The organism is Paenibacillus periandrae (assembly GCF_022458865.1).
Lineage (GTDB): Bacteria > Bacillota > Bacilli > Paenibacillales > NBRC-103111 > Paenibacillus_S > Paenibacillus_S periandrae.
Window position 1 is genome coordinate 182,407 of the sequence record NZ_JAJNMU010000015.1, and the last position, 24,419, is coordinate 206,825.

Sequence of the window (24,419 nt, forward strand, 5' to 3'; positions counted from 1 at the left end):
TAATAGGACGGCAGCAGGGAGGCCTACCCATCATAGGCAGGCTGCAGCGCCTCACTGGAGTAGATGCTTCGCAATTCCGATGCCGCTTCATTCCAGCCGCTCTTTTCTAATTTACGAACCCAATCCTCAACCTTCAAATATTTCCATGGTCCGGTTTCGATGACTTTTTGCAGCGGGTCTACCTTATAGCCTGGCTTGCGTGCTTGCTCGTGCTGCCATTGGGACAAGCGATGGTCCATTTCTTTCACAATGTCCGGGAATTCCTCGGCCACATTGCGGGTTTGATTAGGATCGTTAACCATATCGTACAAAGTCACATCGTCAAAATGCAGCAGCAATCCCGGATGATACGTACGGATGAAATACCATTTCTCGTCCCGCACAGCGCGTTGGCAGACATACAAAGCATGATCCATCACCAGATAATCGCGTCCTTGCCAATGCTCGCCTGTTAGTGCTGGAAGAAAGGAGCGGCCGTCCCACCCTGATGGCACTTCTAGTCCAACCAAATCTGTAAGGGTAGCGATCACATCGACGTTGTAGATGAAGCCGTCAATGGCTTGCCCCGGCTGGGTTACCCCCGGAATGGTAACAATTAGCGGAATATGATGGACAGCCTCCGTCGCACTTGCGTGCTCGATGTAGATGCCTTGCTCCCCAAGGGATTCGGCATGATCGGCACTAATAATGAAGCATACTTCATCTTCGATGCCAAGCTCACGCAGCGTGTCCAGCAGCTCACCTACGTATTTGTCCATGTAGCTGATACCACCATCGTAGCCGTCAATCACATGCTTGAAATCGTCGCGATTGGCGATTTGTCCTGGCATGGTTGCCGGATACTTGTCACCCCAATGAAGGAAAGGAGCGGAACGTGGAAAGCTGTCCTTTTGTTGGGAAGCAATGGTTGCTTCATCAGGGAAATCCTTCAGAGGTGCGTCCTTCCATTGCTCCATATATTCGATGGGATACGTGTAGAACGTATGCGGGTCCCAATATTGAATGTGTAAAAAGAAGTTATCTTCTTTACCATGCTGCTTCAACCATGGGATTACGGAAGCGTTTACTTCGTCGGCATTTTCGTTGCCTTCTTTTAAAGAATGCGTATGAACTTCGTTCCAGCCGGCAAAATACCACCAAGCGTGATGGCGATCTCCGAAGGTCGAGAATGTAACCGTTTTATATCCAGCTTTGCGGATATGTCTCGTAAAGAAAGGAATGTCTTCGCTGTGCCCGTCGCCTTCTGGGTAATGAAATTCTCCGCCAGGTCCCCAATGCGTCAGCGCTCCGTGGTTAATACCGAATCGGCCTGACATAAAGCTGGCTCTCGATGGTACACATGGAGAGGAAGCGGTGTAGCAATTGTTGAATCTCATTCCCGCTGCGGCAATTTTATCAATGTTGGGTGTGGTATTGCGGTTGTAGCCGTAACAGCCCATATGATCGGGACGAAGAGAGTCGATGTCCAAATAAATAATTCGCATGTGTTGGCCTCCTGTGCTAAGTGATGTTTTCATTATATTTTTAATTTTCTGTAAACATAAGGTTGAACAATCTTCAACCCTTATTTGCCATATCCACAACAATATCCTCATAAAAAAAGCAAAAAAACTGCCTGTATGGGCAGCTCCTTTGCTTAATAATCAATGGAGATCATATGTGAAACTTTGAGATATAGCGATTCATTCATAGCTTCGATGATTTATGATTCGTTCTGGATCGGATCTGAGACCAAGCCTTCTTCATTAAGCTCTGCCTCGGTTTTCATATTTTTCATATCCTTGCCCAGCCGCCTGATTTCTTCCATATTGGGAGCCATGGATCCGTTCATAACTTCACTGATCGGGGTATCGGACCCTTTTTGTTCATCGAACTCTTCATGTGCCTTTACGCTCGTTTTCAAGTCTTCATTATTATAGGTATTGTTCGACATATCAGGTCGCCTCCAATGTTAGAATGCACTTGTGTATTATTATTAACCTGCTGGACATTAAATCAAACAGACTGAACCATTATTCAACCTGTTATTTGATGCTTAATATTATGCGCTTCCTTCGTCATCTTATCCGAAGTAACACGAGCGCTTAGTGACTGGCATGATGCGCTCATTTCAGGTATGATAAAAAGAGATGGTCGACAAGTACACAAGATGAGGTGAAACGGATGCAATTTCCGGCAATGTGGCTGAAGGGAGCTTCGCTGGGTGAAAAAATTTCCAGTGAGCTTCGTTTGCGGATTATTAATGGAACGATGGCTCCTGATACGGTGATAACGGAAAATGTGTTAGCCGCGGAATTTGGAACCAGCCGTTCACCGATTCGTGATGCACTCAAAATTTTATCGAATGAGGGCTTGATAAGGATGGAACGCATGGGTGCCGTGGTCATTGGTCTTAAATCCAAGGATATGGAAGAATTGAATGATGTCCGTTTTCTGTTCGAGGGGTTCGCGGTTCAGAAGCTTTCCAGCGTTTATGATGAGCTGAAGATCAAGGAGCTGCAGCAGATTGTGGATAAAATGCAGCTGGCTGAGAGCCATGATGATCCTGTGCAATTTGCCTATTATGATTTGCTGTTTCACGAAACGATTATTTTAAGCGCTCATCACAGCCGGATTTTATATTTGTGGAATAACATTCGTTATGTCATCCTCACGGTTCTATTAGTGGCAACGGAGCGGCGATTCTCGAAGCATAAGGAGGAAATCCAGCCGCTGATTCACCGGCATAAGCTGATCGTGGAGGCGCTTGTTTCACGCGATGCTTCCAATATGAGCAAGATCATTCAGGAGCATTTTATGGATACGAAGAAATCCGTGGATGAGAGCTTATTTTAAGGCTTACGTTACGATAATTGTATTTACAAGCCTTAAATAATTCTTTATACTTAAGTTGTCGACAAGTATACAAGTTATACAATCAAGATTGTAAGTCCAAGCTGCTCTATCATGCTTGCCGCTGATCTTCATGCATAAGGAATTTTAATTGATCAGGAAAGGGTTGATTCCTTCTGGGTAAATTTAAAGTCTTGCTAACAGGAAAAACCTGGCCTGCTGCACTGGAAGCCATTCAAAAGGAATGTGAAGTTAAAGTTTGGGAAGACAGCAGTCCGATCCCCCGCTCGTTGTTAATGGAATGGCTTCAGGAAGCGGAGGGCTTGTTTAGTACCGGGGATGTCCAAGTCAACGAGGAGCTGTTGGCTGCTGCTCCCAATTTGAGGGTAGTTGCGCAATCCTCCGTAGGTTATGACAATATTGACATCGAGGCTTGCACACGCAGAGGCATTCCTTTTGGCAATACACCTGGTGTTCTCGTTGAAGCGACAGCGGATCTGACCTTTGCCTTGCTGCTATCCTCAGCTCGACGCATTCATGAAGGCTGGGAATTTGTGAAATCGGGAAGCTGGAAGAATGGCGTCAATATTTCGCTTGGTGTCGATCTGTTCGGCAAAACGCTCGGTATTGTGGGTATGGGGGATATTGGCTGCGCAGTGGCAAGGAGAGCCAGGGCGTGCGGGCTGAAGCTTATTTACCATAACCGCTCACAGCGAGCGGATGATCAATTGCTGGAAGCGCAATATGTTTCCTTCGATGTCCTGTTGGAGCAGGCAGATTTTATTATTGTGCTAGTGCCTTTATCCAATAATAGCCGTGGGATGTTCGGCAGGAAAGAATTTGCCAAAATGAAATCATCCGCTTATTTTATCAATGCTTCTCGTGGTCCTATTGTTGATACAGAGGCTTTATACGAGTCATTGCGTACGAATCAAATTGCTTATGCAGCCCTTGATGTGACGGACCCGGAGCCCATCTCTGGCGATCATCCGCTGCTCAGTCTTTCGAACATCCTTATCACTCCGCATGTAGGCAGCGCGACCTACGAAACCAGAAACCGGATGGCCAATTTGGCTGCAAATAATTTATTGGCAGGGCTGAGGGGAGAGAAGCTTCCGGCTTGCGTAAATCCATCGGTTCAAGTCAAGTGAGCCCATATCAGTTAAATTAGTTAAGAAAGCTTCCCAAATGAACATAGAGGAGCGGAACCCAATGATGATGAAAGCAGGATTATATATTTCTGAAAAGAAGGTGATGGCCGGTCAAATTGAAGTGCCCGATCTACAACCTGGAGAGGCGCTGATCAAGGTAGCCTTTGCAGGGATTTGCGGAACTGATATGATGATCTATGCAGGCAAGCATCCAAGAGCCAAGGCCCCGCTTGCGATGGGACATGAGTTCTCTGGTAGGATCGAAAGGCTGCAGGGTGAGTCTGATTGGGCTGTAGGGGATCGTGTTGTTATAGAGCCAACTCTGAGCTGCGGCAAGTGTGAGGCATGTCTCGCCGGTGCGTCTCATGTGTGCAAAACCTTGAAGCTGATCGGTATCGACAAGCACGGCGGCTTCGCGGAATATGTAGCGGTTCCGTTCGACAGGCTTCACCGGATTCCTGAAGGTTTATCGGATGCTCATGCAGCACTTGCAGAGCCTGTAGCTATAGCTGTCCATACGGTTCGCCGTTCCAATCTGAAGGTCGGGGATCATGTGGTTGTATTGGGTGCGGGACCTATAGGTTTGCTCACCGGTATGATCGCCAAACAGGCGGGAGCAGATCAGGTGCTAATCTCCGATATCAGCTCGTATCGTCTGGCCAAAGCGGAGCAGCTTGGACTTACCGCCTTGAATGCTAAGGAAGTCAACGTGACTGAGGAGATATTGAAACGAACCGGCGGGAACGGCGCCGAAGTCGTGTTTGAGGTAGCAGGTAACCAAATCACAGCCAAGCAAATGATTGAAACGGTCAAAACTCAAGGGCAAATTGTGGTGGTCAGTGTATTCAAGCAAGCGCCTACGATTGATTTGGCAGCGATGCATTATAGAGAAATCTCATTAACGACGACGCGCTGCTGCAGCAAGAGTGATTTTGCCAAGGCGATCAACCTGTTGCATAGTGGAGCCATTGATGTAGCCCCGCTCATTTCCCATGAGCTACCGCTTGAGCAGATTGAGGAAGGCTTTCATTTGATGGAAAATCCTGATGTTTCGATTAAAGTGCTGTTCCATCCCAAGTGATAAGGAGAGAAGAAATGGGAATCCATTTATTTAGTTTGGAGGGCAAGGTAGCTGCAATAACGGGTGCGACAAGAGGAATCGGAAAATCAATGGCTTTGGCGTTGGCAGAGGCAGGCGCAGATATTGTTTTGCTCCAGCGAAACCCCGAGCAGACGGAGCTGCAGGAGCAGATTGAGAAGCTGGGGAGAAAGTGCCTGATTATTCCTTGCGATTTGGAAAATTCGGCTCAAGTTAAGTCCGCGGTACCTAATGTGGTCGAGCAATTCGGCAGTCTCGATATTCTGGTTAACAATGCGGGGATACAACGTCGCTCCCCGTCGGTTGATTTTCTCGAATCGGATTGGGACGATGTGCTGCAAATTAATTTGAAGGTCGTGTGGACCTTATGCCAGGAAGCAGGTCGCCATATGGTGCCCCGAGGTAAAGGGAAGATTATCAATACCGCGTCCCTGCTGTCATATCAGGGGGGGATTACGGTTCCGGCGTATGCAGCTGCCAAAGGTGGGGTAGCCCAACTGACCAAAGCACTGGCGAATGAGTGGGCCAAGCATCATGTGAATGTGAATGCCATTGTTCCCGGTTATATAGCGACAGATATGAATGTGGCATTAATGAATGATCCGGTCCGAAGTACACAAATCCTGAATCGGATTCCGGCAGAGCGGTGGGGCAACCCCGATGATTTTAAAGGTGCTGTTGTCTATCTGGCTTCAGAGGCATCCAACTACGTGCATGGTCACCTGTTGGCTGTGGATGGAGGCTGGTTGGGTCGATAAATTTTCTGCCTATAATACTCATATTTCAAGGCCAACCAGGCTGTTCTGGTTGGCCTTTTTGCTTGGACATACGCATGGACAGAGCAATTATGAGCAGAGACAAGAGAATCCAAGTGTGCAAGCGGTCAAAACCAACAATGTCTAATTGTCGGCAATCCATCGGGTCTTTATAGTCAGTGTGGAAAGGAGGAGGCGTTCAGCCATTGAGGTGATCGACATAGCAAGCAGTGATTCATAACTACCATTAGGGAGGCTTACCCATGTTCAGTTCGATATGGAAAATAGGAAAAAACAGTCTCATTCTCGCCTCGACTCTCAGTCTTGTAGTAAGCGGGTGCTCGACAGGCAACTCTACAAGCAGTACAACAGAGGCCACCAAAGGTGAAGCTGCCAAACCAGTGACGCTGGAATGGTGGAGCAGTGCCTCGCTTGGACTTTCACAGGAGGATGAGTTCAAGCAAATATTAGCGGAGTACAAGAAAGTCGCACCTCACGTAACGATTAATTATAATGCGATACCGACGACGGGACTCGATGAGAAAATGAACGTAGCAATTGCCTCTGGATCGTTCCCAGATCTGTATGTAGATGCCGTTAACCGTTTGGTGCCTTTATACATTCGTGGTGTAACGACCGGACTGGATTCTTATATTACAAGTGATTATAACCTGGGGGATTATGTAAGCAGCGCCAAAGATATTATGACCATCGATGGGAAGCTGGCGATGTTCCTGATGGAGGTTCGCAGCGAGGTGCTGCTGGTGAATAAGGATTTATTCGCCAAGGCTGGTGTGGAGAGCCTGCTGCCTGATGCGAAGACACAGACGTGGACGAGAGACAATTTTGCCAAAGCGGTAGAGGCCATCGGTAAGCTCGGTAATGGCGTGTACGGCATGGGTCTGGTGGCCAGCGAAGCTGCCAACGATAAATTCCTTGACGGTTATGTATACAGTGACGGGGATGAGTGGACGAATAAGGAATACACCAAGATGACTTACAATTCGCCGGGAAATGTGAAAAAACTCGAATGGATTATTAAGCTGGCGAATTCTCCGTATGCGGTTCCCGGTGCGGCAGGCACTAAAGTAACGGATATGTATGAGCTGTTCAAGCAAGGCAAGGTAGCGGTCATCATGAATGATAGAGGCGATTTCCGTAGAGAGACGAATGAAGGTACGGTTACGAACAAAATCAATTATATGAATGCGCATTATCCAACCGATGACGGTTCCAAGGGCAAGCTGTTCGTGAATGGATCGGGAATTGTCGTGAAGAAGCAGGACGATAAGGCTAGAGAAAAAGAAGCCGCCAACTTTGCGCTGTGGTTCTCAAGCGGTAAGTCCGAGATTGTGAACAAATTGCTATACCAGAAATACTCAAAGCTCCCATCGAGAAAATCACTGCAAAGCTTTATTACAGATGAACAGGGTAAGGCTTGGTTGGCAATGCCTGAAAAATCGATCAATAATCCTGTAGCTATCCCGAATTACCTGCAAATTCGTAAAGTATGGTTCAACTACTTCCAGCAGGCAATGCTAGGTGACGGTAAAATGCCAGCAAAGGAAGCATTAGCGGCCTACGAGAAGGAAGGACAAAAACTGCTGGATGAAGGCAACAAGCAGTTGAAAAAGTAAGTATACCGTCAACGAACCGAGAAGATGCAACCATTCATAACTATTGCAATCACCCATTTTAATATCATCCGAAGGAGACCCTTTTATGGAAAATATAGGATTCAGAATTATTCCGCGCAGCCAGTATCCCGATCTTGAACTGATAGCACAATTTCAGAATGTCGTGACGCCTCATCTTAGTGATAATATGAATCGAATCTTTGCCAGCTGCCCGCAGCTGAGGCCTTATCACTCTGGCAAGAAGCTGGTAGGATCAGCATTAACGGTGAAAACCAGACCGGGAGATAATCTGATGATCCATAAGGCCATCGAGATGGCGCTTCCCGGAGAAGTGATCGTGGTGGATGGAGACGGAGATTTGACGAATTCCCTGATTGGTGAAATTATGACCCGGTTGGCGGAAAAGCAAGGAGTGGCAGGCTTCGTGCTGAATGGCGCCATCCGCGATTCCGGTGCGATTGCCAGCAGAGATTTCCCGGTGTATGCCAGAGGTGTTACCCATCGCGGACCTTATAAGGATGGTCCCGGGGAAATCAATGTGCCGGTATCCATCGGCGGTATGATCGTCAACCCTGGCGATATCATCGTTGGGGATGAAGACGGTCTGGTCTCCATCCCAGCACAGTATGCGGGATTATTATTGGACAAAGCCCGTCAAACTCAGCAAATTGAGGATGGCATCATCGAAACCCTGGAGCAGGGCGGATCGATAAATCGTGATTGGATTGATCAGTTCCTTCAGCAAAAGGGCTGCTCATTGGACGATGAAGACGCGCGTAAATAGAGGACTCACATTAAGGAATTTGCAGCAGTACAGTGCCTCCAAGGTATCTCTGAACGCAGGGTTACTTTCCTACCATGTCTGTTCTGGAGGCACTCTGCTCATTTGTACCTTGTTTAGGAGAGGAGCATGTATACATCATGATTTTACTGTGCAGGGAAATATACAAAAATCGGGTCAACTATTTATTTTTGGCCCCCATGTATTTGCTGTTGACCTTGTTTCTGATCGTTCCGGCGCTGCAGGGGCTGTATTACTCGGTATTTGATTTTACAATAGGTTCTCCCAGAGTATTTGTTGGCTTCAATAATTTCACGAAATTGTTTCATGAAGAGGTCTTTTGGATCGCTTTGAAAAACACGTTTATTTTGGTTCTGATCATCGTGCCGGTGAGTATATTCGCGGCTTTGTTCATATCGGTCTCCGTGTACCGTGGCTCGCAGGGAGTAAAAACGTTTGTCAGAGGAGCCTTTTATTTGCCGCTTGTCGTATCCAGTGTTTCACTGACTTTGGTCTGGGGCTTCATCTTCAATCCGGTAGTTGGATTAGCCAATCAAATACTGCGGACGGTCGGCTTGTCTCCGGTCACTTGGCTGGGCGACCCGAAGTATGCGTTCCTTGCCATCATTATTGTGCTGTTCACGTTCGTGCTTGGCAAACCGGTCATCTTATATCTGGCATCTCTCGGCAATATACCGGATACCTTCTATGAAGCGGCCAAAATTGACGGGGCCAACGCACTGCATCAGTTTTGGCATGTAACGCTTCCACTCCTGAAGCCGACCACGCTATATCTGGTCATCACCGGAACGATTCAGGTGTTTAATGTGTTCGTACTGATCAAAATTATGACGAGTGGAGGACCTGGGAATTCCACTCAGACACTGGCTTATTTGCTATATGAAAAAGCATTTGTTTTTGGACAATACGGAACGGCTTCCGCAGTTGGGGCGGTGCTTGTTTTCATCGTGACGATCATTGCGATTATCCAATACAAATTTTTATCAACCGACATCGAGTATTAAGGGGAATCTTATGAATACAACGGGTCTATCTCTGCAAGGGATTGTGCAAAAGTCGTTCGTCGTGCTGGTCATAGTGCTGGCTATACTCAGTCTGGTACCGCTTTATTTCGGTGTGCTGACCTCATTCAAGCCCAATAGTACGGGTGTAAGTGTCAGCCTGATCCCCGAGAATGTAACCTTGTCCAATTACACACACTTGTTTACGCAAACGAAGATCATCCGCTGGTTTTTCAACAGCTTGTTCACGTCCACCATAGCCGCGGCGATTATTGTATACTTATCGGCATTGGCCGGATTCCCGCTTGCGAAGAAAAAATTTCCGGGTGTGAAGTGGTTGTTCTGGATCATTATTGTGTTCATGACGATTCCAAAGGAAGCTCTCCTCCTGCCGCTCTTTATTATGATGAAGGAATACAATTTATTTAATACGTATTACGGTATTATTCTTCCGGCATTGGCTTGGCCGTTTGCCGTCTTCCTGATGAAGCAGTTTATCAGCACGATTCCTTCCGACTTGTTTGATGCCGCCGAGATTGATGGATGCGGACCGTTCAGACTGTTCCATTCGATCCTGATGCCTATCATTCAGCCTGCTTTGGGTGCATTGTCGATCTTTGCTTTTGTGTACGTTTGGAACGATTATATGTGGCAGTTGATCGTCATTACTTCAGTGGACATGAAGACACTCCCTCTGGGCGTGGCAGGCTTACAGGAGGAGTCTGCAGCCAACTTCGGACGGTTGATGGCGGGGGCTACATTGGGTGCAATTCCTTTATTGACCGTATTTCTGTTCTTCCAAAAGTATTTTACCTCCGGTATTACGATGGGAGCGGTTAAAGGGTAGGAACATCATTCAGAAAGAGGCGCAGCTATGCATGGCATTCGAAATATTTATTGTGTTGGCCGAAATTACAGGCTTCCTGCCAAAGCTCATGAAGAAACTGCATCAGACCTTGAAATCCCGATGTCTCCACTCTTGTTTTCTAAGCCAACGCATGCGTTTGTAGAAGTACAAGGACAGGAGCTTGTTCTTCCTGGCAATCGCGGCGTTGTGGAGTATGAGGTCGAATTGGTGATCCGGATAGGCCAGCTCTATAAACCGGGAATCCAGATCGATGAGCTGGTGGACGGGCTGGCTGTAGGTATTGATTTTACGCTTGGCGATATCCACCGTGAACTGAAGGCGATGAGCTATCCGTGGCTGTTGGCCAAAGGCTTCCCTAGTTCAGCGGCAGCCAGCCCGTTCATGCCGTTCACTGGTGTCGAGGCATGCAGGAAGCTTGATTTCTCTCTTGTCCATAACGGGAAGCGGGTCCAGACCGGCAATATTCGCAATATGATTTTTGATCTTCAGACTATTATTGATTTCACGGCGCTTCACTTTGGACTTGGAGCAGGGGATGTGATATTCACAGGCACGCCGGGCGGGGCGGGGGCCGTTACAGATGGGGTTCATATGTCCCTTTGTTGGGGGGAGCAGCAGGTAGGAGATTGCAGGCTTCGTTTGTCTTAAGTGCTCAACCGTCATACAGATGTACCTTAGTCCGGGTTATCGGGTTAAGGTTATTTGTGTTGACAGCAATAAACAAGAAAGTCCAAGTGTGTAAGAGAGCGATACCAACAAAATCTAATTGATGGAAACGGGACTGTTCTTTATAGTGGAGGGAGAGCCTGTGATTATTGAAAACCACAGGTATCAGATTCGAAGTATGCCAATATGCCAAGGCTTCAAGAGGAGGTTGATTCAAGATGGCTTCGAAGTGGAAAAAAAGCAGGCATTTGTTAGCAGTCAGTGCGATCCTCATGGTACTTTTAAGCGGCTGTTCGTTCAGTCCCCTACCTAACAGCACCTCATCTCCGAAAAAAGAAGAAGCTGTGAAATTCAATCCTGTAACGCTTGAATGGTGGAGCAGTCCTTCGATAGGTCTTGTAGAAGAAGAAGATTTCAGGCTGATCGTAGCTGAATATAAAAAGGTCGCTCCCTATGTTACTCTTAACTACAGCTCGATTCCGACTACGGGTCTGGATGAGAAGCTGAACGTAGCGATTGCCTCGGGATCATTTCCTGATCTGTATGTGGATGCCGTTAACCGTCTGGTCCCTTTATATAAGCGCGGTGTTACTGCAGGCCTGGATGCCTATATCACTGCGGACTACAATTTGCCCGATTACATGAGCAGTGCCATCGATTTAATGACGATTGACGGCAAGCTGGCGATGCTCCTGATGGAAATCCGCAGTGAGGTGCTGTTGGTCAATAAGGATTTGTTCCTAAAGGCAGGCGTCGAGCAGTTGCTTCCTGATCCCAGAACCAAAACCTGGTCGCGTGACTCGTTTGCCAAAGCCGTTGAAGCGATTGGTAAACTGGGAAATGGGGTGTACGGTCTCGGCATGGTAGCAGGCGATATTGCTTATGACAAGTTCGTTGACGGGTACATTTACAGCGATGGTGATGAATATACGAATAAGGATTACACCCAAATTACCTATAACTCACCGGGGAATATTAAGAAGCTCGAATGGTTGGTACAACTGACAACCTCTCCGTATGCGCTTCCAGGAGCTGCAGGCAATAAAATTCCGAACCTGTACGAATTATTCAAGCAGGGAAAAGTCGGCATTATGATGAACGACAGAGGGGACCTACGCAGAGAGATCAACGACGGTGTCATTCCCAGGAAATTTGATTTCATGCTGGCCCATTATCCAACCGATAACGGTGGCAAAAGCAAGTTGTTCGTGAACGGGTCGGGTATTGTCATCAAGAAGCAGCAGGATAAGACGAGGGAGGAGGAGGCCGCCAAATTCGCACTGTGGCTTTCAAGCGGCAAATCCGAGGCGGTCAACAAACTAATTTATCAGAAATACGCCAAGCTTCCGTCAAGAAAATCATTGCAGTCTCTGGTTACCGATGAACCGGGCAAGGATTGGGCGGCAATGCCCGATAAAGCGATTAATAATCCGGTAGCGATGCCCAATTACCAGCAAATCCGCAAGGTCTGGTTCAACTATTTTCAACAGGCCATGCTCAATAACGGGAAAATGACAGCCAGGGACGCTCTGGCCGGATATGAGAAAGAAGCGCAACGATTGCTGGATGAGGGCAATAAAGCGTTGAAAAAATAAATATCATGAATCAGTTGTGGGGCGACCCCACTCGTAATCCCGTCTGAATTTATATCAAGCGTATTCAACCTCACCAGGGGAGGCAACTGTATGGGATTATTCACCAAGCTATTCGGCATTATGGATAAAAGGAGGACCTGGTTTCGGAGAAGTCTGCTGCTGCTGCTTACGGTCATTATACTGCCGCCGATGCTGCTATCCATCAGTATCAATGTCATTGCGACGAAAGAGCTTAAGGAGCAGATTAACCAAACACATGGGCTGCTGATCCAGCAGATGACACAGCGTGTGAACCAGCAGCTTACCCAGTTTGAATTTACGGTACGAAATTGGGCGGTCAATCAGATTTTTGGCGATTATTTGGAGCATGTAGATTTTTATCAGGAATTATCCACGATAAGATCTATCATGAACGCTTTGGGGGCTATGGAAAATTCAATCTCCTTCATTAAAAATATTGAAATCTACATTGCGGATCAGGATTTGCTCATTTCCAATATGAACGGAGTTTCCCGTATTTACAATACCGAGAAGCGTGATCGTTACCGGGATGCCTTCAAACGGCCAGGTGATATGTACTGGAGCTACGGTCTGAATGAATCCAGCAACGTCCTTAATAAAGATATGGCCTTAATGCATAAAATCCCGGCAGAATCCTCCCATCCTTTTGGAGCTATTATTGTTGAGGTTGACCCGGTGAAATTTTCATCGTTTATCGGTCAAATTAATCCTTACCGCGAAGGCTATACATTGCTGATGAATGAAAATCAGGAGCTGTTGTCTGCCGGTACGTTTGAGAAACGTGAGGATGCCGCACTGCTCGCGTCTGGTTTGAAGGGTCATGATGGAGAAGGGAATTATGTGTTCTCCTGGAACGGGAATGAATACCTCATTTCCAATGGAATCGTCCCCCGAATGAAGTGGAAATTTTTACTGGCAACGCCGATTTACAAATTAACCGAGCCTGTCGTGCTCGTCACGAGGATTATTGCGGGTATTACAGCTGTAACCTTCATTATACTGCTTATTCTTGCTTGGGTAGCCTCAAGAAGGCTGTACTCTCCTATATCGCGGATGATGTCCTTATTTGTTCCCGAGAAATCCGAATCCGAATCAGAACCTCCTGTTCATCAGGATGAGATCGAATTTATCGAATCCCGCTGGGCTCAGCTGACGACGGAAAGCCTTATTTTGCAGGACAGGCTGGAGACGCAGATGCCATCGCTATGTGAAGGCTTTTTGTATCAGCTAATATACGGACATTATTATCATTTGAGTGAAGCGGATATCCGCAAGAGGCTGAAAAACTACAGTCTGGATCTCGGCAGCGTCCGTGTACAGTTTGTACTAATCCAAATTTCCGGCATATCTAGGCTTCAGGGAAAATTTAGCGAGGACGATGAGCAGTTGATCACCTTCGCCGCCTACAACATCATTCAGGAGCTGATAGGGGTCACGGGCCATGGCGTCTCCGTATTCAATTTTCAGGATTTAAAGGTAGGTTTTTTGCTGAAGTTCCCAGCAGGTATGTCTGTGGAGGAAGAGAAGCAAACGACGATGAAGCTTTCAAGTGAAATGATCCAGACACTGGAGCGCTTATTAAAGATGGATGTGACTGTGGTAATCGGTCAGCCTGAGGACGAGCTGCGGGCCATGCACGCGAGCTATGAGCAGACCGAGCAGGCTTTGCGTTATCGCAGCGTGCATGAAACGGCGCAAATATTGTATTTGGAGGATCTGATCATTCAGGGCGAGGGTGCGGCCTTTTATCCATTTGAGCTGGAGAAGGAACTGCTGCAGGCATTGCGTATCGGCAATGTCGAGGAATCGACTGCCTTATTCAAGCAATTCGTCGCGGCATTCAGACAAAATGCCGATATCGAAACGGTGCTGCACCAAGGCATGCTGCAGCTGCTGGGCAGTGTACTGCATGTTGTATATCAAACCGGTCACAGTCCGCAAAAGGTATTCGGTCTCAGCAACCTGTACGAGGAGCTGCTGCAGCATAATGAGCTTCAGCAAATGTGTGATTGCTTTGAGAAGCTGGTGATGGAGCCGTTCATCGAGCATATCGTCGAGTCGCAAAATGTGAAGCTGGTGCAGTTGGCGGAGGATGTCAAAGCCACGATTCACAGCAAATATATGACCGACCTGTCACTGGAAATGTGCGCCGATCTGCATCATGTCGATCCGTTCCGGCTGAGTAAAGCGTTTAAAGAAGTGACTGGAATTAATTTTATCGACTATGTGACGGATTACCGGATCAAGAAATCCAAGGAGCTGCTCAAGAACTCGAATCTGCGCATCAACGAAATTGCCGAGATGGTTGGCTATCAATCAACCTATTTCAATCGGATTTTTAAGAAAAAAGAAAATATGACCCCAGGTCAATTCCGGGAAAAGGAAGAAAGCTCTCCGCTGTGGCCCGGTTAGGTCCAGCGCTCCATTATAAAATGGACATTAGCAACAACAGAACAAGGCTTCGCTATCCCATCGGGACGGCGAGGCCTTGTGTGTAGGGTAACACTTACCCTTGAAGTTCTACTTTACTCGTTTCATCGGATGAGGCAGGTCCATATGACCCATTAGCGATTCAACCGGCTTGCCGTCCACCAGGATATCGATGGAATCGACTTCGGGGAATTGAAATAGGGTTTTCTGGATAGCCTGCAGCAGCATAGCCTCTCCGGGAGCGCCGAGACGCCCTTCTCCGGAAACCGTGATGTCCAGCGTCAGCTTTTTATCTTTTAATACAGCAGATTTAAAGCCAAGTGCATCAGCCAAAGGGACCAGCTTACTGTCAGCAGGAGCTTTTTTCAACGTCCATAGCGCGGTTGTGTACTTTTCCTTGTCCTCCGGATAGTTGATGGTTACTTCCTTCTCCACCAGCTTGGTCGCCTGCTCGTCACCATAATAAGCTTTGATATGGGCTTGGATGGGCTGTTTACTCTCCACCGGCGTGGGTGTAGGAGTCTTCTCCGGTTTCGGAGTGGAAGGTACTTCACTGCTGCTTACCGGATTCTGTCCACTCGAGCCTTGAGAGGTCATCCCGCTGCTCGCAGGCTTTTGTCCGCAGCCGGATAAGGCCATGGCAATTGCTCCTGTTAATACGAATCCGATGATTGTATGTTTGTTCATCAAGACCACCACCTTTTTCTACACGTACGATTCTGACTTACTTGATGTTAAGCTGTTCCTTGATACCTGCAACAATCGACCCAGCAACCTTGTTCTGAAAATCCTCGTTAAACATCAACGCGGTATCCGTTGGATTGGACAAATAACCAACCTCCAGCAGTACAGCCGGCATATTAGTTACTTTAACCACACGGAAGGGCTCTTGACGCACACCGCGATCAGCAAGTCCCGTTGCCGCTGCTAAATGCTTGTGCATAATTTTGGCGAATTCGGTACTATCGGATTTGTAATAATAGGTTTCAGTTCCTGTAGATGTCGCCAAATAGCTGTTCCCGTGAATGGAAACAAAAACGTGGGCATTCAGGTCATTCGCAAACTTGGCGCGATCATCCAACGGGATAAAGGTATCATCATTCCGCGTCATATAAGGTTGAATATTGGCCTCCTGCTGGAGCAGCTTGTACACCTTCAGCCCCATAGAAAGATTAAAGGTTTTTTCATTGCTGCCATTAGCGGCCTTCGCACCGGGATCCTGATCTCCATGACCAGGGTCAATGACAACTCGATATTTGGCTGGTTTCTGGATGGTGCCGACTAAAGAGGCTGTACCCATTCCGGAAACCCAGTTCAAATCCATCGAGTCCTTCATATCCAATACGATCCGAACTGTAGAGGGACTGGTCGCATAGAGGGAGTAGCGCACATTGCTCACATACACATTGGCGGACACAGTTGTACCGCTTTTGTTAGCTTCATCTTTATAGAGGGTCGGATCGAGCGTCGCATTGGGAATATCCAGAACAATCCGTTCAGGATTTTTCAAAGTAAACAGCGTGGGCTTTAATTCCCCCGTGTCCGCTTTGATCAGCAATTGAGAAGCCGTCATATCGATCTTCTTGATTGTGGCCAAGGAAGAGTTGCCATTGGCAACCGAAACCGGCTTATCCGTAGCAGGCTTGTCCGTCACATCAACAGGTTGGCCCGGTGTACCAGGCGTTGGTGTAGTCTGAGCGACTTTTTCGTTCAAGTAGACAGCTCTCTTGACGTCGTTCCAGCTCACGTCGATGCCCATATTCTCGGCAATAAAACGAACGGGCAGCAAAGTATTTCCTTCAATTAGCAAAGGGGCTGAATCCAGCTTGTATTTGTCCCCGTTGACGGTAGCTGTGAGTTGATTAATGACCATTTCGATTTTTTGCGTATTTTTGGTTATCGTTACTTTTTGAGCTTCCTGATTCCAGGTTACCTTGGAGCCCAGCTCCTCAGCAATAATTCGGACAGGCACCATGGTGACATCCTTAATAATGCGCGGGGCCACCTCAGGCTTCAGTTCTTTTCCATTAAAAAATAAAGGGACGCCAGCGGCGGAATTTACAGGAGCAGGGGCAGCAGATGCCATAGCAGGAAGCGTAAATGCGATGAGCAGCAACAAAAGGGTATACATCCACTTCAATTTCATCATTCACCTCTAAAAAAACTTTCATAGTTGGTTGTGACGCTATACCATCATCAGATACGGACAATTCGACAGTTACGAGCATTTCCTTCATTATGAATTCGAGTGAGTATTGAAACGTTGATTTGCCGGCATGACCTCCTATTCGACAGCAAGCGTTATATCATTAGACTCCATTTATCGAGAAACGTTGCATTTTTTTTGAAAGAAATTCCGGTATGAAGTCGAAAAGAGAGGCTGAGAGGGGATAAAGCCGCTTGGCTGCGCCGATTTCAACGAATTGAATTTATAAAAAATTTACTTGTAATACTTTTCGTTCTATACTAGCGATGTTGACGATAGGAGCGTTTTGCCGTAATCAGATTGTGAGGAGGAAGCACATTGAGCATTCAATTGAAGACAGAGGTTTGTCAGTTGTTTAATATCCGTTACCCGATCTTTCTGGCAGGTATGGCAGGAGGTCCTACAACGGTTACATTGGTGGCCGCCGTGTCAAACGCAGGTGGATTGGGAACGCTGGGAGCGGCTTACATGGAGCCGAAGGCGATTCGTGAAGCGATTCGAGTAATTCGCCAGCTAACGGATGCACCTTTTGCCGTTAACCTGTTTGCGATACAAGTGCCGGATAACAATACCCGAATAGGGGAAGTGCAAGGGGAGCTCAACCGGCTGCGTAATGTGCTTGGTGTTACTCATGCAGCTCAAGAACCCGTAAGCACACCCGATCATTTTCAGGAGCAGCTGGCTGTTGTGTTGGAGGAAAAGGTTCCTGTCATCAGCACAGCGTTCGGTGTACTCTCAGAACCGTTCGTTCAGCAAGCGAAATCTGCTGGTATACGCATTGTCACGATGGTCACGACAGTGCGTGAAGCTATATTGGCTGAGCAGGCCGGCTGCGATTGTATTGTCGCTCAAGGTAGCGAAGCGGGCGGACATCGGGGAACGTTCGATGTGAAGGAGCATCCCGTAGGTGCCAATATCGGTACTTTTGCTTTAACACCGCAAATAGTTGATCACGTTAAGATTCCGGTTATTGCTGCTGGAGGTATTATGGATGGACGGGGGCTTGTCGCCGCGCTTGCTCTTGGTGCTCAGGGTGTGCAGATGGGCACGCGTTTTCTAACGGCTGTCGAATCTGGGGCGCATGATTCCTACAAGCAAGCTCTACTAGCTAGCACGGAAGAAAGCACTGTGATCACCAAGGCCTTCTCGGGCCGTCCGGCAAGGGGAATACGTAATTTGTTTATTAGACAATGGGATGCTAGCGGCATCGAGCCGCTTCCTTTTCCAACGCAAAATACGGTGACGAGGGATATCAGGAATGCCGCTGCCAAGCACAACAACGCTGACTATATGTCCTTGTGGGCAGGACAAGGGACAAGACTGCTGACTTCCGGGCAACGGGCTGAGGATATTGTCGCCGAAACGGTCCAACAAGCCATGTCCATCTTGTCTTAAGTATAAGTTCTGTAATCAAAATGAAATCTAATTTTCATCTTGGATTAAGGATTCCCGCTTATACTACATGTATCCCCCCTTATTGATATATATAATGAAGACCCACATCCCGTTGATGTGGGTCTCTTTTTGGGATATAAAAGAAAAAACTAAAGTGACGATAGTATATTATTCCCAGGTATTAAACCGAGTCCAGGGTGAGCTGGTTGCTTTAAATAAAGAAGAGCATTTGGAGCTTTTACATAAACGTGTTGCTATGCTTCAGGAGCTTAAGGATTATTTTATTTTAACAAATATTAATTTGCATATTCATTCATGATATCTTGTAATGTTGAGCTACTCATAGGATATATCGTATCTGTGTACGAATGGCTCCAACCTCCATGAACGATTAAATTTTGCTGTCCGCTGCTATTTTCCTGATAACCCACTCCTGTTATTGCATGATCTCCATACAACCAGAGTATTGCCCCCATGGTTCTTCCAATGATGGAATCGGGCAGATTTACAAGGAACCATTGGCGATTGAAACCTTCTTCAAATGGATAAAGCAGCATGTCATAGCAAACTATTTTAATATTTCAGTAGATTCTGGCACAACGTCTCTTGAACATGCTCTATTTCATAATCATATTTCAAAGTTATATCCAAAGGAATACCATGATTTTTGTCGAAGTAAGTGGAACTATGATGACAAAAAGAAAAGCAATCTTTATTACTGGATCATTCTTTATCGCCTTATTTCTAATTCGTATCATCTGGGCTACTTTTCAAGCGCCGCCAGTTCATCCTCTTGCGGTTCGTGGCGATTTGGATTTGAGCGGTTTCGACTTCGCCAATGATCGTACAGTTGCATTAGACGGTGATTGGGAGTTTTATCCCGGCAGGTTTGTAATGCAAAGTGAGTCAAACACAATCTCATCAGATGAGAGGAGAACATTCATTCATGTCCCAGGAGATTGGAGATCGGCTTTATCGGTTAACAACTCGCCGTATGGCTACGGCTCCTATCACTTGCGCATCAAGGTCAACCCGGATAATGAGTTAACCTATGGCATCCGTGTCTCAAGCGTACGCACTTCGTCCGAACTGTACGTGAACGGCCGTCTACTGGCGAAGGCTGGGCAGCCAGCAGAGACCAAGAAGGAGTATTCTGCACAAAGTATGCCCTACACTGCTATTTTCAAAGCCAATACTGGAGAAATCGATGTTGTCGTTCAAGTTGCGAACTATGACAATAGTAAACTAGGCGGTATGGTCGGATCGTTTAAATTTGGCAGTGATCATGCGGTGCATAATGAAACATGGTTTTCCATCAATATGCAGATCATTGTGTGTGTCGTTCTCATGATCCATGCCTTGTATGCACTTATTCTTTACGTGATCGGAACCAGGCATAAAGTAATGTTCTCTTTCTTTATGCTCGTTGTTTGCGCCGTATTCATGACGATGCTTGACGATGATAAACTGTTGCTTGTATGGCTGCCGACCATCAGTTATGAGTGGTCCACTAAATTGATTTTGCTGTCTTTTATTGGAGTTGGCGCATTTCTGTTACAGCTTGCGAAGGGTCTCTTACCGGAACATGTGGAGAACAGAGTGTTCCATTGGTTCCTTTTGTTCTGTGTAATTGCGGCAATATCGGTTGTGCTTTTGCCGGCCAGAGATGCACTAAGTGCAATGTCTGTATATTACGCCATAGATTTATTCGCTAGTTTGTTTGTTCTCACGCTCTCGTTTCGTACGACCATAAAGAGTGATAAGGACGCTATATATTTGGTGCTTGGTCTAGTCAGCATCATCTCTAATGTAATTGGAGGTTATCTTAAGGGTCTACTGGGTACAGGCTATTACCCGATCGACCTAATAATCGCGTTCCTCGCGTTTGCAACGTTCTGGTTCAAACGCTATTTCCGCATTTCCGCTCAGACGGCAAAGCTCGTACAGAAGCTGCAAGAAACAGACAAGATAAAAGACGATTTTCTAAACAACACATCTCATGAATTACGGAATCCACTGCACGGCATGCTTAACATCGCCCAAATTGTTTTGGATACCGGAATTAACGATCAGGACGTCAAAAACAGAGAAAACATGAAGCTTCTTATTACTGTAGGCAAGCGAATGTCGTACATGCTCAACGATCTGCTTGACATGACGCGGCTTCAGGAGAATGGCTTACGATTACAGACGGGGAGTATCGGAGTTCAAGGAGTCGTATCTGGTGTAACCGATATGCTTCGTTTCATGACGGAGGGCAAGCCAATTTGCATCGTCAACGACATCCCGGCTAACTTCCCTAATGTCATTGCAGATGAAAACCGTCTTACACAAATTTTATTCAATCTGATTCACAACGCGGTGAAATATACAAATCAAGGACAAATCGTAATAAAGGCCGAGATCAAGGATGATAAGGCGAGCATTGTCGTCGCCGATACCGGCATCGGAATGGACCAAGAGACACAACAAAGGATATTTGCACCTTACGAACAGGGAGACTCCAGCATTACTGCGATTGGAGGCGGATTCGGGCTCGGGTTAAGCATATGCAAGCAATTGGTGGAGCTGCACGGAGGCAGGTTGGAGGTCCACTCCATTCCAGGGCAAGGTTCGGTATTTAGTTTTACCTTGCGGCTATCCGATCCCAACATCGCGCAAAATGAGACGGAAATCATCGCCGCGGTTTCGGCCGATACAGAAGTAGCGGTTTCCGTTGTCTCCGTACCTCATGGTGTCATTTCTCAACCGAAATCGGATGCCGGTACGGATCGGCCAAACATTCTGGTCATAGATGATGATGTTGTCAATTTAAATATATTGAGCAACCTCCTTGTTTTGGAAAATTATAATGTCGTAACGGCTGTAAGTGGTCGTGATGCACTTGCCATTCTGGATACAAGGGAATGGGATTTGATCGTTACCGACATCATGATGCCACACATGTCTGGATATGAAGTGTCCCGTATCATTCGAGAACGCTTCTCCGTTTCCGAGCTACCCATTCTGCACTTGACTGCTCGTAGCCGACCGGAAGATATAGACGCCGGATTCCGGTCAGGCGCGAACGATTATGTGACGAAACCGGTAGATGCTATGGAATTAAAGTCCCGGGTACGGGCATTGACTGTATTAAAGCAATCGGTACGTGAAAAGCTGCGCATGGAAGCAGCATGGCTTCAGGCACAGATTCAACCGCATTTTCTGCACAATACCCTTAATTCGATAGCCGCGCTTAGCGAAATCGATAACGAGAAAATGAGCGAGATGCTTGTAGCATTCGGCCATTACTTGCGGGCAAGCTTCGACTTTCGGAATTTGGAGCGACTCGTTCCTCTTGAGCATGAACTTGGTCTTGTTCGCTCATATCTGTATATCGAAAAGGAACGTTTTGAGGACAGATTACGCATTCGATGGGAGGTGGACGCCAAGTTTCGTTTTCAAGTCCCTCCGCTCTCCGTCCAGCCTCTTGTCGAAAACGCAATACGTCATGGCATATTAAGTCTAGATGATGGCGGGGAAATTCATATTCGGATTACCGCGAACGAACATGAGGCGGAAATTTCGGTCACTGATAACGGAGTGGGGATGGATGAGGAAACGGTAAAGCGTGTATTCGAAAGACGCATGGGAGAGAGGACAGGAGTGGGCTTGTTCAATACGGATCGGAGATTAAAACAAATATACGGCAAAGGTTTGCAAATCCGGAGTGTTCCAAATCAAGGTACTATCGTCAGCTTTGTAGTTTCAAAAAATGAGAGGGGAGCTTAAATTATGATAATTAACGCAAAGTTACCTTCCTTATCCATTATAGACTGAACGGCGCTGTTATCAAGATTCAATTTAACTGGCCGACAAATTGCTGTCGGTCGGCTAGACGCCGTTTTAGTGTTACTTTCGATCATCGTTTAGCAGAGACGGAAGCTCTCCGTTCGTTCACTAAAGTATAATGTTGCTTCCCATTCGTCTATATACGATTCCAGTTCAATCGTCAGAAGCTTCTCCCAATCTTCATTTTGGGGTAAATTCTCGAGCCGGATTTTCAATTTATCGCTCAGTTCCTCAACTAATGTGGCGGAATAATTGCCACTCGACAAATTCACCGGAATCCATCGGTTGCCTATTAAAATACGAAGAAACATGATCTTACCCCCTTTTTTTGCCGTGAACGGAGCGCTGTTACCTGACGAAGGGGCTGCTTGCTTCTGATCTGTCGGGAGGCTGTTCGTATACAAGGTATCGTCGCTCAACGTTTGGTTCCAATTCACCAGGTATCGGATACCAAGGCACTGTGGTAATACATTCTTTGTATTCTTACGGGCCCGACCGTTTTCAATAAGTGATTAATGAAATTATAAACAATCTGTCTAACCAATGGCTAACCACATCAGATTAATACTTCCCAAAAAACAGCTCTCATCGAGAAACTGCCGTTTAGAGGGGACACGCTTTTGTATCATTTTTCCACCGTGCGTACCATTCCAATATTGCAGGACTGGGATCGACCCCAGCTTCCTGCTCCAATATTCGAATCATAAATTGATACTGCTTATCGACAGAATCTGTGTCATTCAATCGGGCATATATATTCATAAGCGCGAGATAACTATCTTCATTCAGAGGATCTCGCTCTTGTATTCGATGTAAAACTCTAAGTGCCTCCATACTCATGTCATGTGAAGAATAAAATTGCCCCAACTGTCGGGCATGTTGCAACCATAGTGCCTTGAGTCTTTGGCGTTCCCCCTCCGCCCACACATAATTATCCTCTTCGTAGAAATTTCCACGATACATATCGAGCAGTCGCTGATGTTCTAAGACATGTTTGATTGAAACAGGGTTTAATTGACGAAACTGTTGCTCCCATTCTTCAGCATCGATTCGCAGTTCTTTCGACTCAAGGATATACCCATACTGTGAATATCGGATCGAGATATAACCGTCTCCAAATGTGTTTTTCCATGTGCTGCGAATTCGATTAATACTTGTATGCAGGTTGGCAAGCCCCTGGGGATCATCCAGTTCCGGCCAGAGTAATTCCAGCAAAGTATTCTTATTAATTACTTTCCCCCGATGAAATAGCAAGTAGGCAAACAGTTCTTTCGCTTTCGTCGTCCTCCACTTCAGGAATTCCAATTCTCCGTCCGTCTTCCGGATCTGCATGGCTCCTAAGCAATGATATAATAAACCTTCTTCATTTGGAGGCTTCAGACTCGAAATACGTTCCCGTAGACGCTCTATTGTTTTGCCCAATCGTTCGCGTCTTAACGGCTTCACTAAGTAATCAGTTGCCCCTAGTTCGAATGCCTCAACTGCGTGTTCGTCATAGGCTGTCACATAAACGATTTTCGTGTTCGGAGAGATCGTGTGTATTCGCTCTGTCGCCTTCAAGCCATTCAATCCAGGCATGTGAATATCCAAAAAGACGGCATCAGGCTGGAGCTCGCCGATATGATTGACCGCTAACTCTGCCCTTGAGAATGAACCGATTACTTTGCAATCCCGATACTCCCCAAGCATGTTTTCTAATCTGACTAACGCCAGCCGCTCGTCGTCTACCAACATGACTTTCATTCGATCGCAGCCTCCATTCATCTTGTATCTTTATTTCATATCTATATCGGCAAGACAGCTTTCTTATTATATAGGAAAAATTGTTATCAATAACAAATTGATATAGAGAGGGTGACGGTGTGCTTCAATCCAACTCTATTAATTATGGTTAGAGTTTGGTTAGAAGGCTTGTCTATAATATAGTTCAGAGCAAACCTCTTTACGGTCTCTTCACTATTGTTGTCTTGTTGCATTAACAGATATAAGAGTATTGCCCTAATGACAAGGATAACGATAGAAATATACACATTGTGGGAGAGGTGATGCAACTGAAAAAATTGCAGCTAACAATAAACAAAAGGATACAGTGTTAAATAGAAAAAAGTCCGCAAATATGAAATTTCTATA

20 protein-coding genes are annotated in these 24,419 nt (G+C 46.4%); 13 read left to right on the forward strand and 7 right to left on the reverse strand.

Translation table 11 applies throughout. From position 1 onward, the window contains the following. Positions 1–23 precede the first annotated feature (23 nt). Together LRL21_RS25000 and LRL21_RS25005 are read right to left on the reverse strand one after the other, a co-directional pair. Positions 24–1,484 (reverse strand): sulfatase family protein, encoded by a 1,461-nt coding sequence (locus LRL21_RS25000; protein ID WP_240418493.1) that lies wholly within the window; start codon positions 1,482–1,484, stop codon positions 24–26. 218 nt (positions 1,485–1,702) lie between these two features. Then, positions 1,703–1,933 carry a hypothetical protein gene (locus LRL21_RS25005; RefSeq protein WP_240418494.1) on the reverse strand — a complete coding sequence of 77 codons (231 nt, stop codon included), beginning with the start codon at positions 1,931–1,933 and terminating at the stop codon, positions 1,703–1,705. 230 nt (positions 1,934–2,163) lie between these two features. Here LRL21_RS25005 and LRL21_RS25010 point away from each other — a divergent pair, with 230 nt between their 5' ends. From LRL21_RS25010 to LRL21_RS25060, 11 genes are all read left to right on the forward strand, one after another. Continuing rightward, positions 2,164–2,835: a GntR family transcriptional regulator gene (locus LRL21_RS25010; RefSeq protein WP_240418495.1), complete on the forward strand. Its 672-nt coding sequence runs from the start codon at positions 2,164–2,166 to the stop codon at positions 2,833–2,835. Between the two features lie 191 nt (positions 2,836–3,026). Beyond that, the gene (locus tag LRL21_RS25015) at positions 3,027–3,983 is read left to right on the forward strand and encodes a 2-hydroxyacid dehydrogenase (RefSeq protein ID WP_240418496.1); all 957 of its coding nucleotides are present in this window, start codon (positions 3,027–3,029) and stop codon (positions 3,981–3,983) included. A 61-nt stretch (positions 3,984–4,044) separates the two neighbouring features. After that, entirely contained in the window at positions 4,045–5,064 is a 1,020-nt protein-coding gene (locus LRL21_RS25020; protein ID WP_240418497.1) for a zinc-dependent alcohol dehydrogenase, read from the forward strand. A 14-nt stretch (positions 5,065–5,078) separates the two neighbouring features. Continuing rightward, complete coding sequence (locus tag LRL21_RS25025; RefSeq protein WP_240418498.1) at positions 5,079–5,840, forward strand: SDR family oxidoreductase; 762 nt, start codon at positions 5,079–5,081, stop codon at positions 5,838–5,840. A 260-nt stretch (positions 5,841–6,100) separates the two neighbouring features. Beyond that, positions 6,101–7,474, forward strand: coding sequence for an extracellular solute-binding protein (locus tag LRL21_RS25030; protein WP_240418499.1), 1,374 nt, complete (start codon positions 6,101–6,103; stop codon positions 7,472–7,474). A gap of 85 nt (positions 7,475–7,559) precedes the next feature. Beyond that, complete coding sequence (locus LRL21_RS25035; RefSeq protein WP_240418500.1) at positions 7,560–8,258, forward strand: RraA family protein; 699 nt, start codon at positions 7,560–7,562, stop codon at positions 8,256–8,258. 137 nt (positions 8,259–8,395) lie between these two features. After that, on the forward strand, positions 8,396–9,280 hold the full coding sequence (locus LRL21_RS25040; protein ID WP_076231080.1) for a carbohydrate ABC transporter permease: 885 nt from the start codon (positions 8,396–8,398) through the stop codon (positions 9,278–9,280). Between the two features lie 10 nt (positions 9,281–9,290). Then, positions 9,291–10,124: a carbohydrate ABC transporter permease gene (locus LRL21_RS25045; RefSeq protein ID WP_240418501.1), complete on the forward strand. Its 834-nt coding sequence runs from the start codon at positions 9,291–9,293 to the stop codon at positions 10,122–10,124. Positions 10,125–10,151: 27 nt separating this feature from the next. Then, a complete protein-coding gene (locus LRL21_RS25050; RefSeq protein ID WP_240418502.1) occupies positions 10,152–10,793 on the forward strand; it encodes a fumarylacetoacetate hydrolase family protein in 642 nt (213 codons plus the stop codon). 236 nt (positions 10,794–11,029) lie between these two features. Further along, positions 11,030–12,406 carry an ABC transporter substrate-binding protein gene (locus tag LRL21_RS25055; protein ID WP_240418503.1) on the forward strand — a complete coding sequence of 459 codons (1,377 nt, stop codon included), beginning with the start codon at positions 11,030–11,032 and terminating at the stop codon, positions 12,404–12,406. Between the two features lie 90 nt (positions 12,407–12,496). Next, a complete protein-coding gene (locus tag LRL21_RS25060; protein WP_240418504.1) occupies positions 12,497–14,839 on the forward strand; it encodes a helix-turn-helix domain-containing protein in 2,343 nt (780 codons plus the stop codon). A 108-nt stretch (positions 14,840–14,947) separates the two neighbouring features. Here LRL21_RS25060 and LRL21_RS25065 read toward each other — a convergent pair whose 3' ends face one another. Then, entirely contained in the window at positions 14,948–15,544 is a 597-nt protein-coding gene (locus LRL21_RS25065; protein ID WP_240418505.1) for a GerMN domain-containing protein, read from the reverse strand. A 37-nt stretch (positions 15,545–15,581) separates the two neighbouring features. After that, positions 15,582–17,006, reverse strand: a complete 1,425-nt coding sequence (locus LRL21_RS25070; protein WP_240418506.1) for an N-acetylmuramoyl-L-alanine amidase family protein — start codon at positions 17,004–17,006, stop codon at positions 15,582–15,584. Between the two features lie 375 nt (positions 17,007–17,381). Between LRL21_RS25070 and LRL21_RS25075 the strand changes: the two genes are divergently transcribed. After that, positions 17,382–18,458, forward strand: coding sequence for an NAD(P)H-dependent flavin oxidoreductase (locus LRL21_RS25075; RefSeq protein WP_240418507.1), 1,077 nt, complete (start codon positions 17,382–17,384; stop codon positions 18,456–18,458). A 296-nt stretch (positions 18,459–18,754) separates the two neighbouring features. Here the strand turns inward: LRL21_RS25075 and LRL21_RS25080 are convergent, their stop codons facing one another. Then, positions 18,755–19,015, reverse strand: a complete 261-nt coding sequence (locus tag LRL21_RS25080; RefSeq protein ID WP_240418508.1) for a hypothetical protein — start codon at positions 19,013–19,015, stop codon at positions 18,755–18,757. Between the two features lie 130 nt (positions 19,016–19,145). On the opposite strand from LRL21_RS25080, the gene LRL21_RS25085 reads away from it, so the two are divergent. Beyond that, entirely contained in the window at positions 19,146–22,229 is a 3,084-nt protein-coding gene (locus LRL21_RS25085; protein WP_240418509.1) for a hybrid sensor histidine kinase/response regulator, read from the forward strand. Between the two features lie 137 nt (positions 22,230–22,366). On the opposite strand, the gene LRL21_RS25090 is transcribed toward LRL21_RS25085, so the two are convergent. Together LRL21_RS25090 and LRL21_RS25095 are read right to left on the reverse strand one after the other, a co-directional pair. Further along, positions 22,367–22,726 carry a hypothetical protein gene (locus LRL21_RS25090; RefSeq protein WP_240418510.1) on the reverse strand — a complete coding sequence of 120 codons (360 nt, stop codon included), beginning with the start codon at positions 22,724–22,726 and terminating at the stop codon, positions 22,367–22,369. 166 nt (positions 22,727–22,892) lie between these two features. Further along, positions 22,893–24,032, reverse strand: a complete 1,140-nt coding sequence (locus LRL21_RS25095; protein WP_240418511.1) for a response regulator — start codon at positions 24,030–24,032, stop codon at positions 22,893–22,895. Positions 24,033–24,419: the final 387 nt, after the last annotated feature.

Excerpts from the sequence above, each read along its gene's own strand:
- LRL21_RS25005 (WP_240418494.1), bottom strand. The coding sequence starts at position 1,933 with ATGTCGAACAATACCTATAATAATGAAGACTTGAAAACGAGCGTAAAG.
- LRL21_RS25035 (WP_240418500.1), top strand. The coding sequence starts at position 7,560 with ATGGAAAATATAGGATTCAGAATTATTCCGCGCAGCCAGTATCCCGAT.
- LRL21_RS25040 (WP_076231080.1), top strand. The coding sequence starts at position 8,396 with ATGATTTTACTGTGCAGGGAAATATACAAAAATCGGGTCAACTATTTA.
- LRL21_RS25060 (WP_240418504.1), top strand. The coding sequence starts at position 12,497 with ATGGGATTATTCACCAAGCTATTCGGCATTATGGATAAAAGGAGGACC.
- LRL21_RS25050 (WP_240418502.1), top strand. The coding sequence starts at position 10,152 with ATGCATGGCATTCGAAATATTTATTGTGTTGGCCGAAATTACAGGCTT.
- LRL21_RS25010 (WP_240418495.1), top strand. The coding sequence starts at position 2,164 with ATGCAATTTCCGGCAATGTGGCTGAAGGGAGCTTCGCTGGGTGAAAAA.
- LRL21_RS25085 (WP_240418509.1), top strand. The coding sequence starts at position 19,146 with ATGATGACAAAAAGAAAAGCAATCTTTATTACTGGATCATTCTTTATC.
- LRL21_RS25000 (WP_240418493.1), bottom strand. The coding sequence starts at position 1,484 with ATGCGAATTATTTATTTGGACATCGACTCTCTTCGTCCCGATCATATG.
- LRL21_RS25055 (WP_240418503.1), top strand. The coding sequence starts at position 11,030 with ATGGCTTCGAAGTGGAAAAAAAGCAGGCATTTGTTAGCAGTCAGTGCG.
- LRL21_RS25020 (WP_240418497.1), top strand. The coding sequence starts at position 4,045 with ATGATGATGAAAGCAGGATTATATATTTCTGAAAAGAAGGTGATGGCC.
- LRL21_RS25095 (WP_240418511.1), bottom strand. The coding sequence starts at position 24,032 with ATGAAAGTCATGTTGGTAGACGACGAGCGGCTGGCGTTAGTCAGATTA.
- LRL21_RS25080 (WP_240418508.1), bottom strand. The coding sequence starts at position 19,015 with ATGCTGCTTTATCCATTTGAAGAAGGTTTCAATCGCCAATGGTTCCTT.
- LRL21_RS25030 (WP_240418499.1), top strand. The coding sequence starts at position 6,101 with ATGTTCAGTTCGATATGGAAAATAGGAAAAAACAGTCTCATTCTCGCC.
- LRL21_RS25070 (WP_240418506.1), bottom strand. The coding sequence starts at position 17,006 with ATGATGAAATTGAAGTGGATGTATACCCTTTTGTTGCTGCTCATCGCA.
- LRL21_RS25025 (WP_240418498.1), top strand. The coding sequence starts at position 5,079 with ATGGGAATCCATTTATTTAGTTTGGAGGGCAAGGTAGCTGCAATAACG.
- LRL21_RS25065 (WP_240418505.1), bottom strand. The coding sequence starts at position 15,544 with ATGAACAAACATACAATCATCGGATTCGTATTAACAGGAGCAATTGCC.
- LRL21_RS25045 (WP_240418501.1), top strand. The coding sequence starts at position 9,291 with ATGAATACAACGGGTCTATCTCTGCAAGGGATTGTGCAAAAGTCGTTC.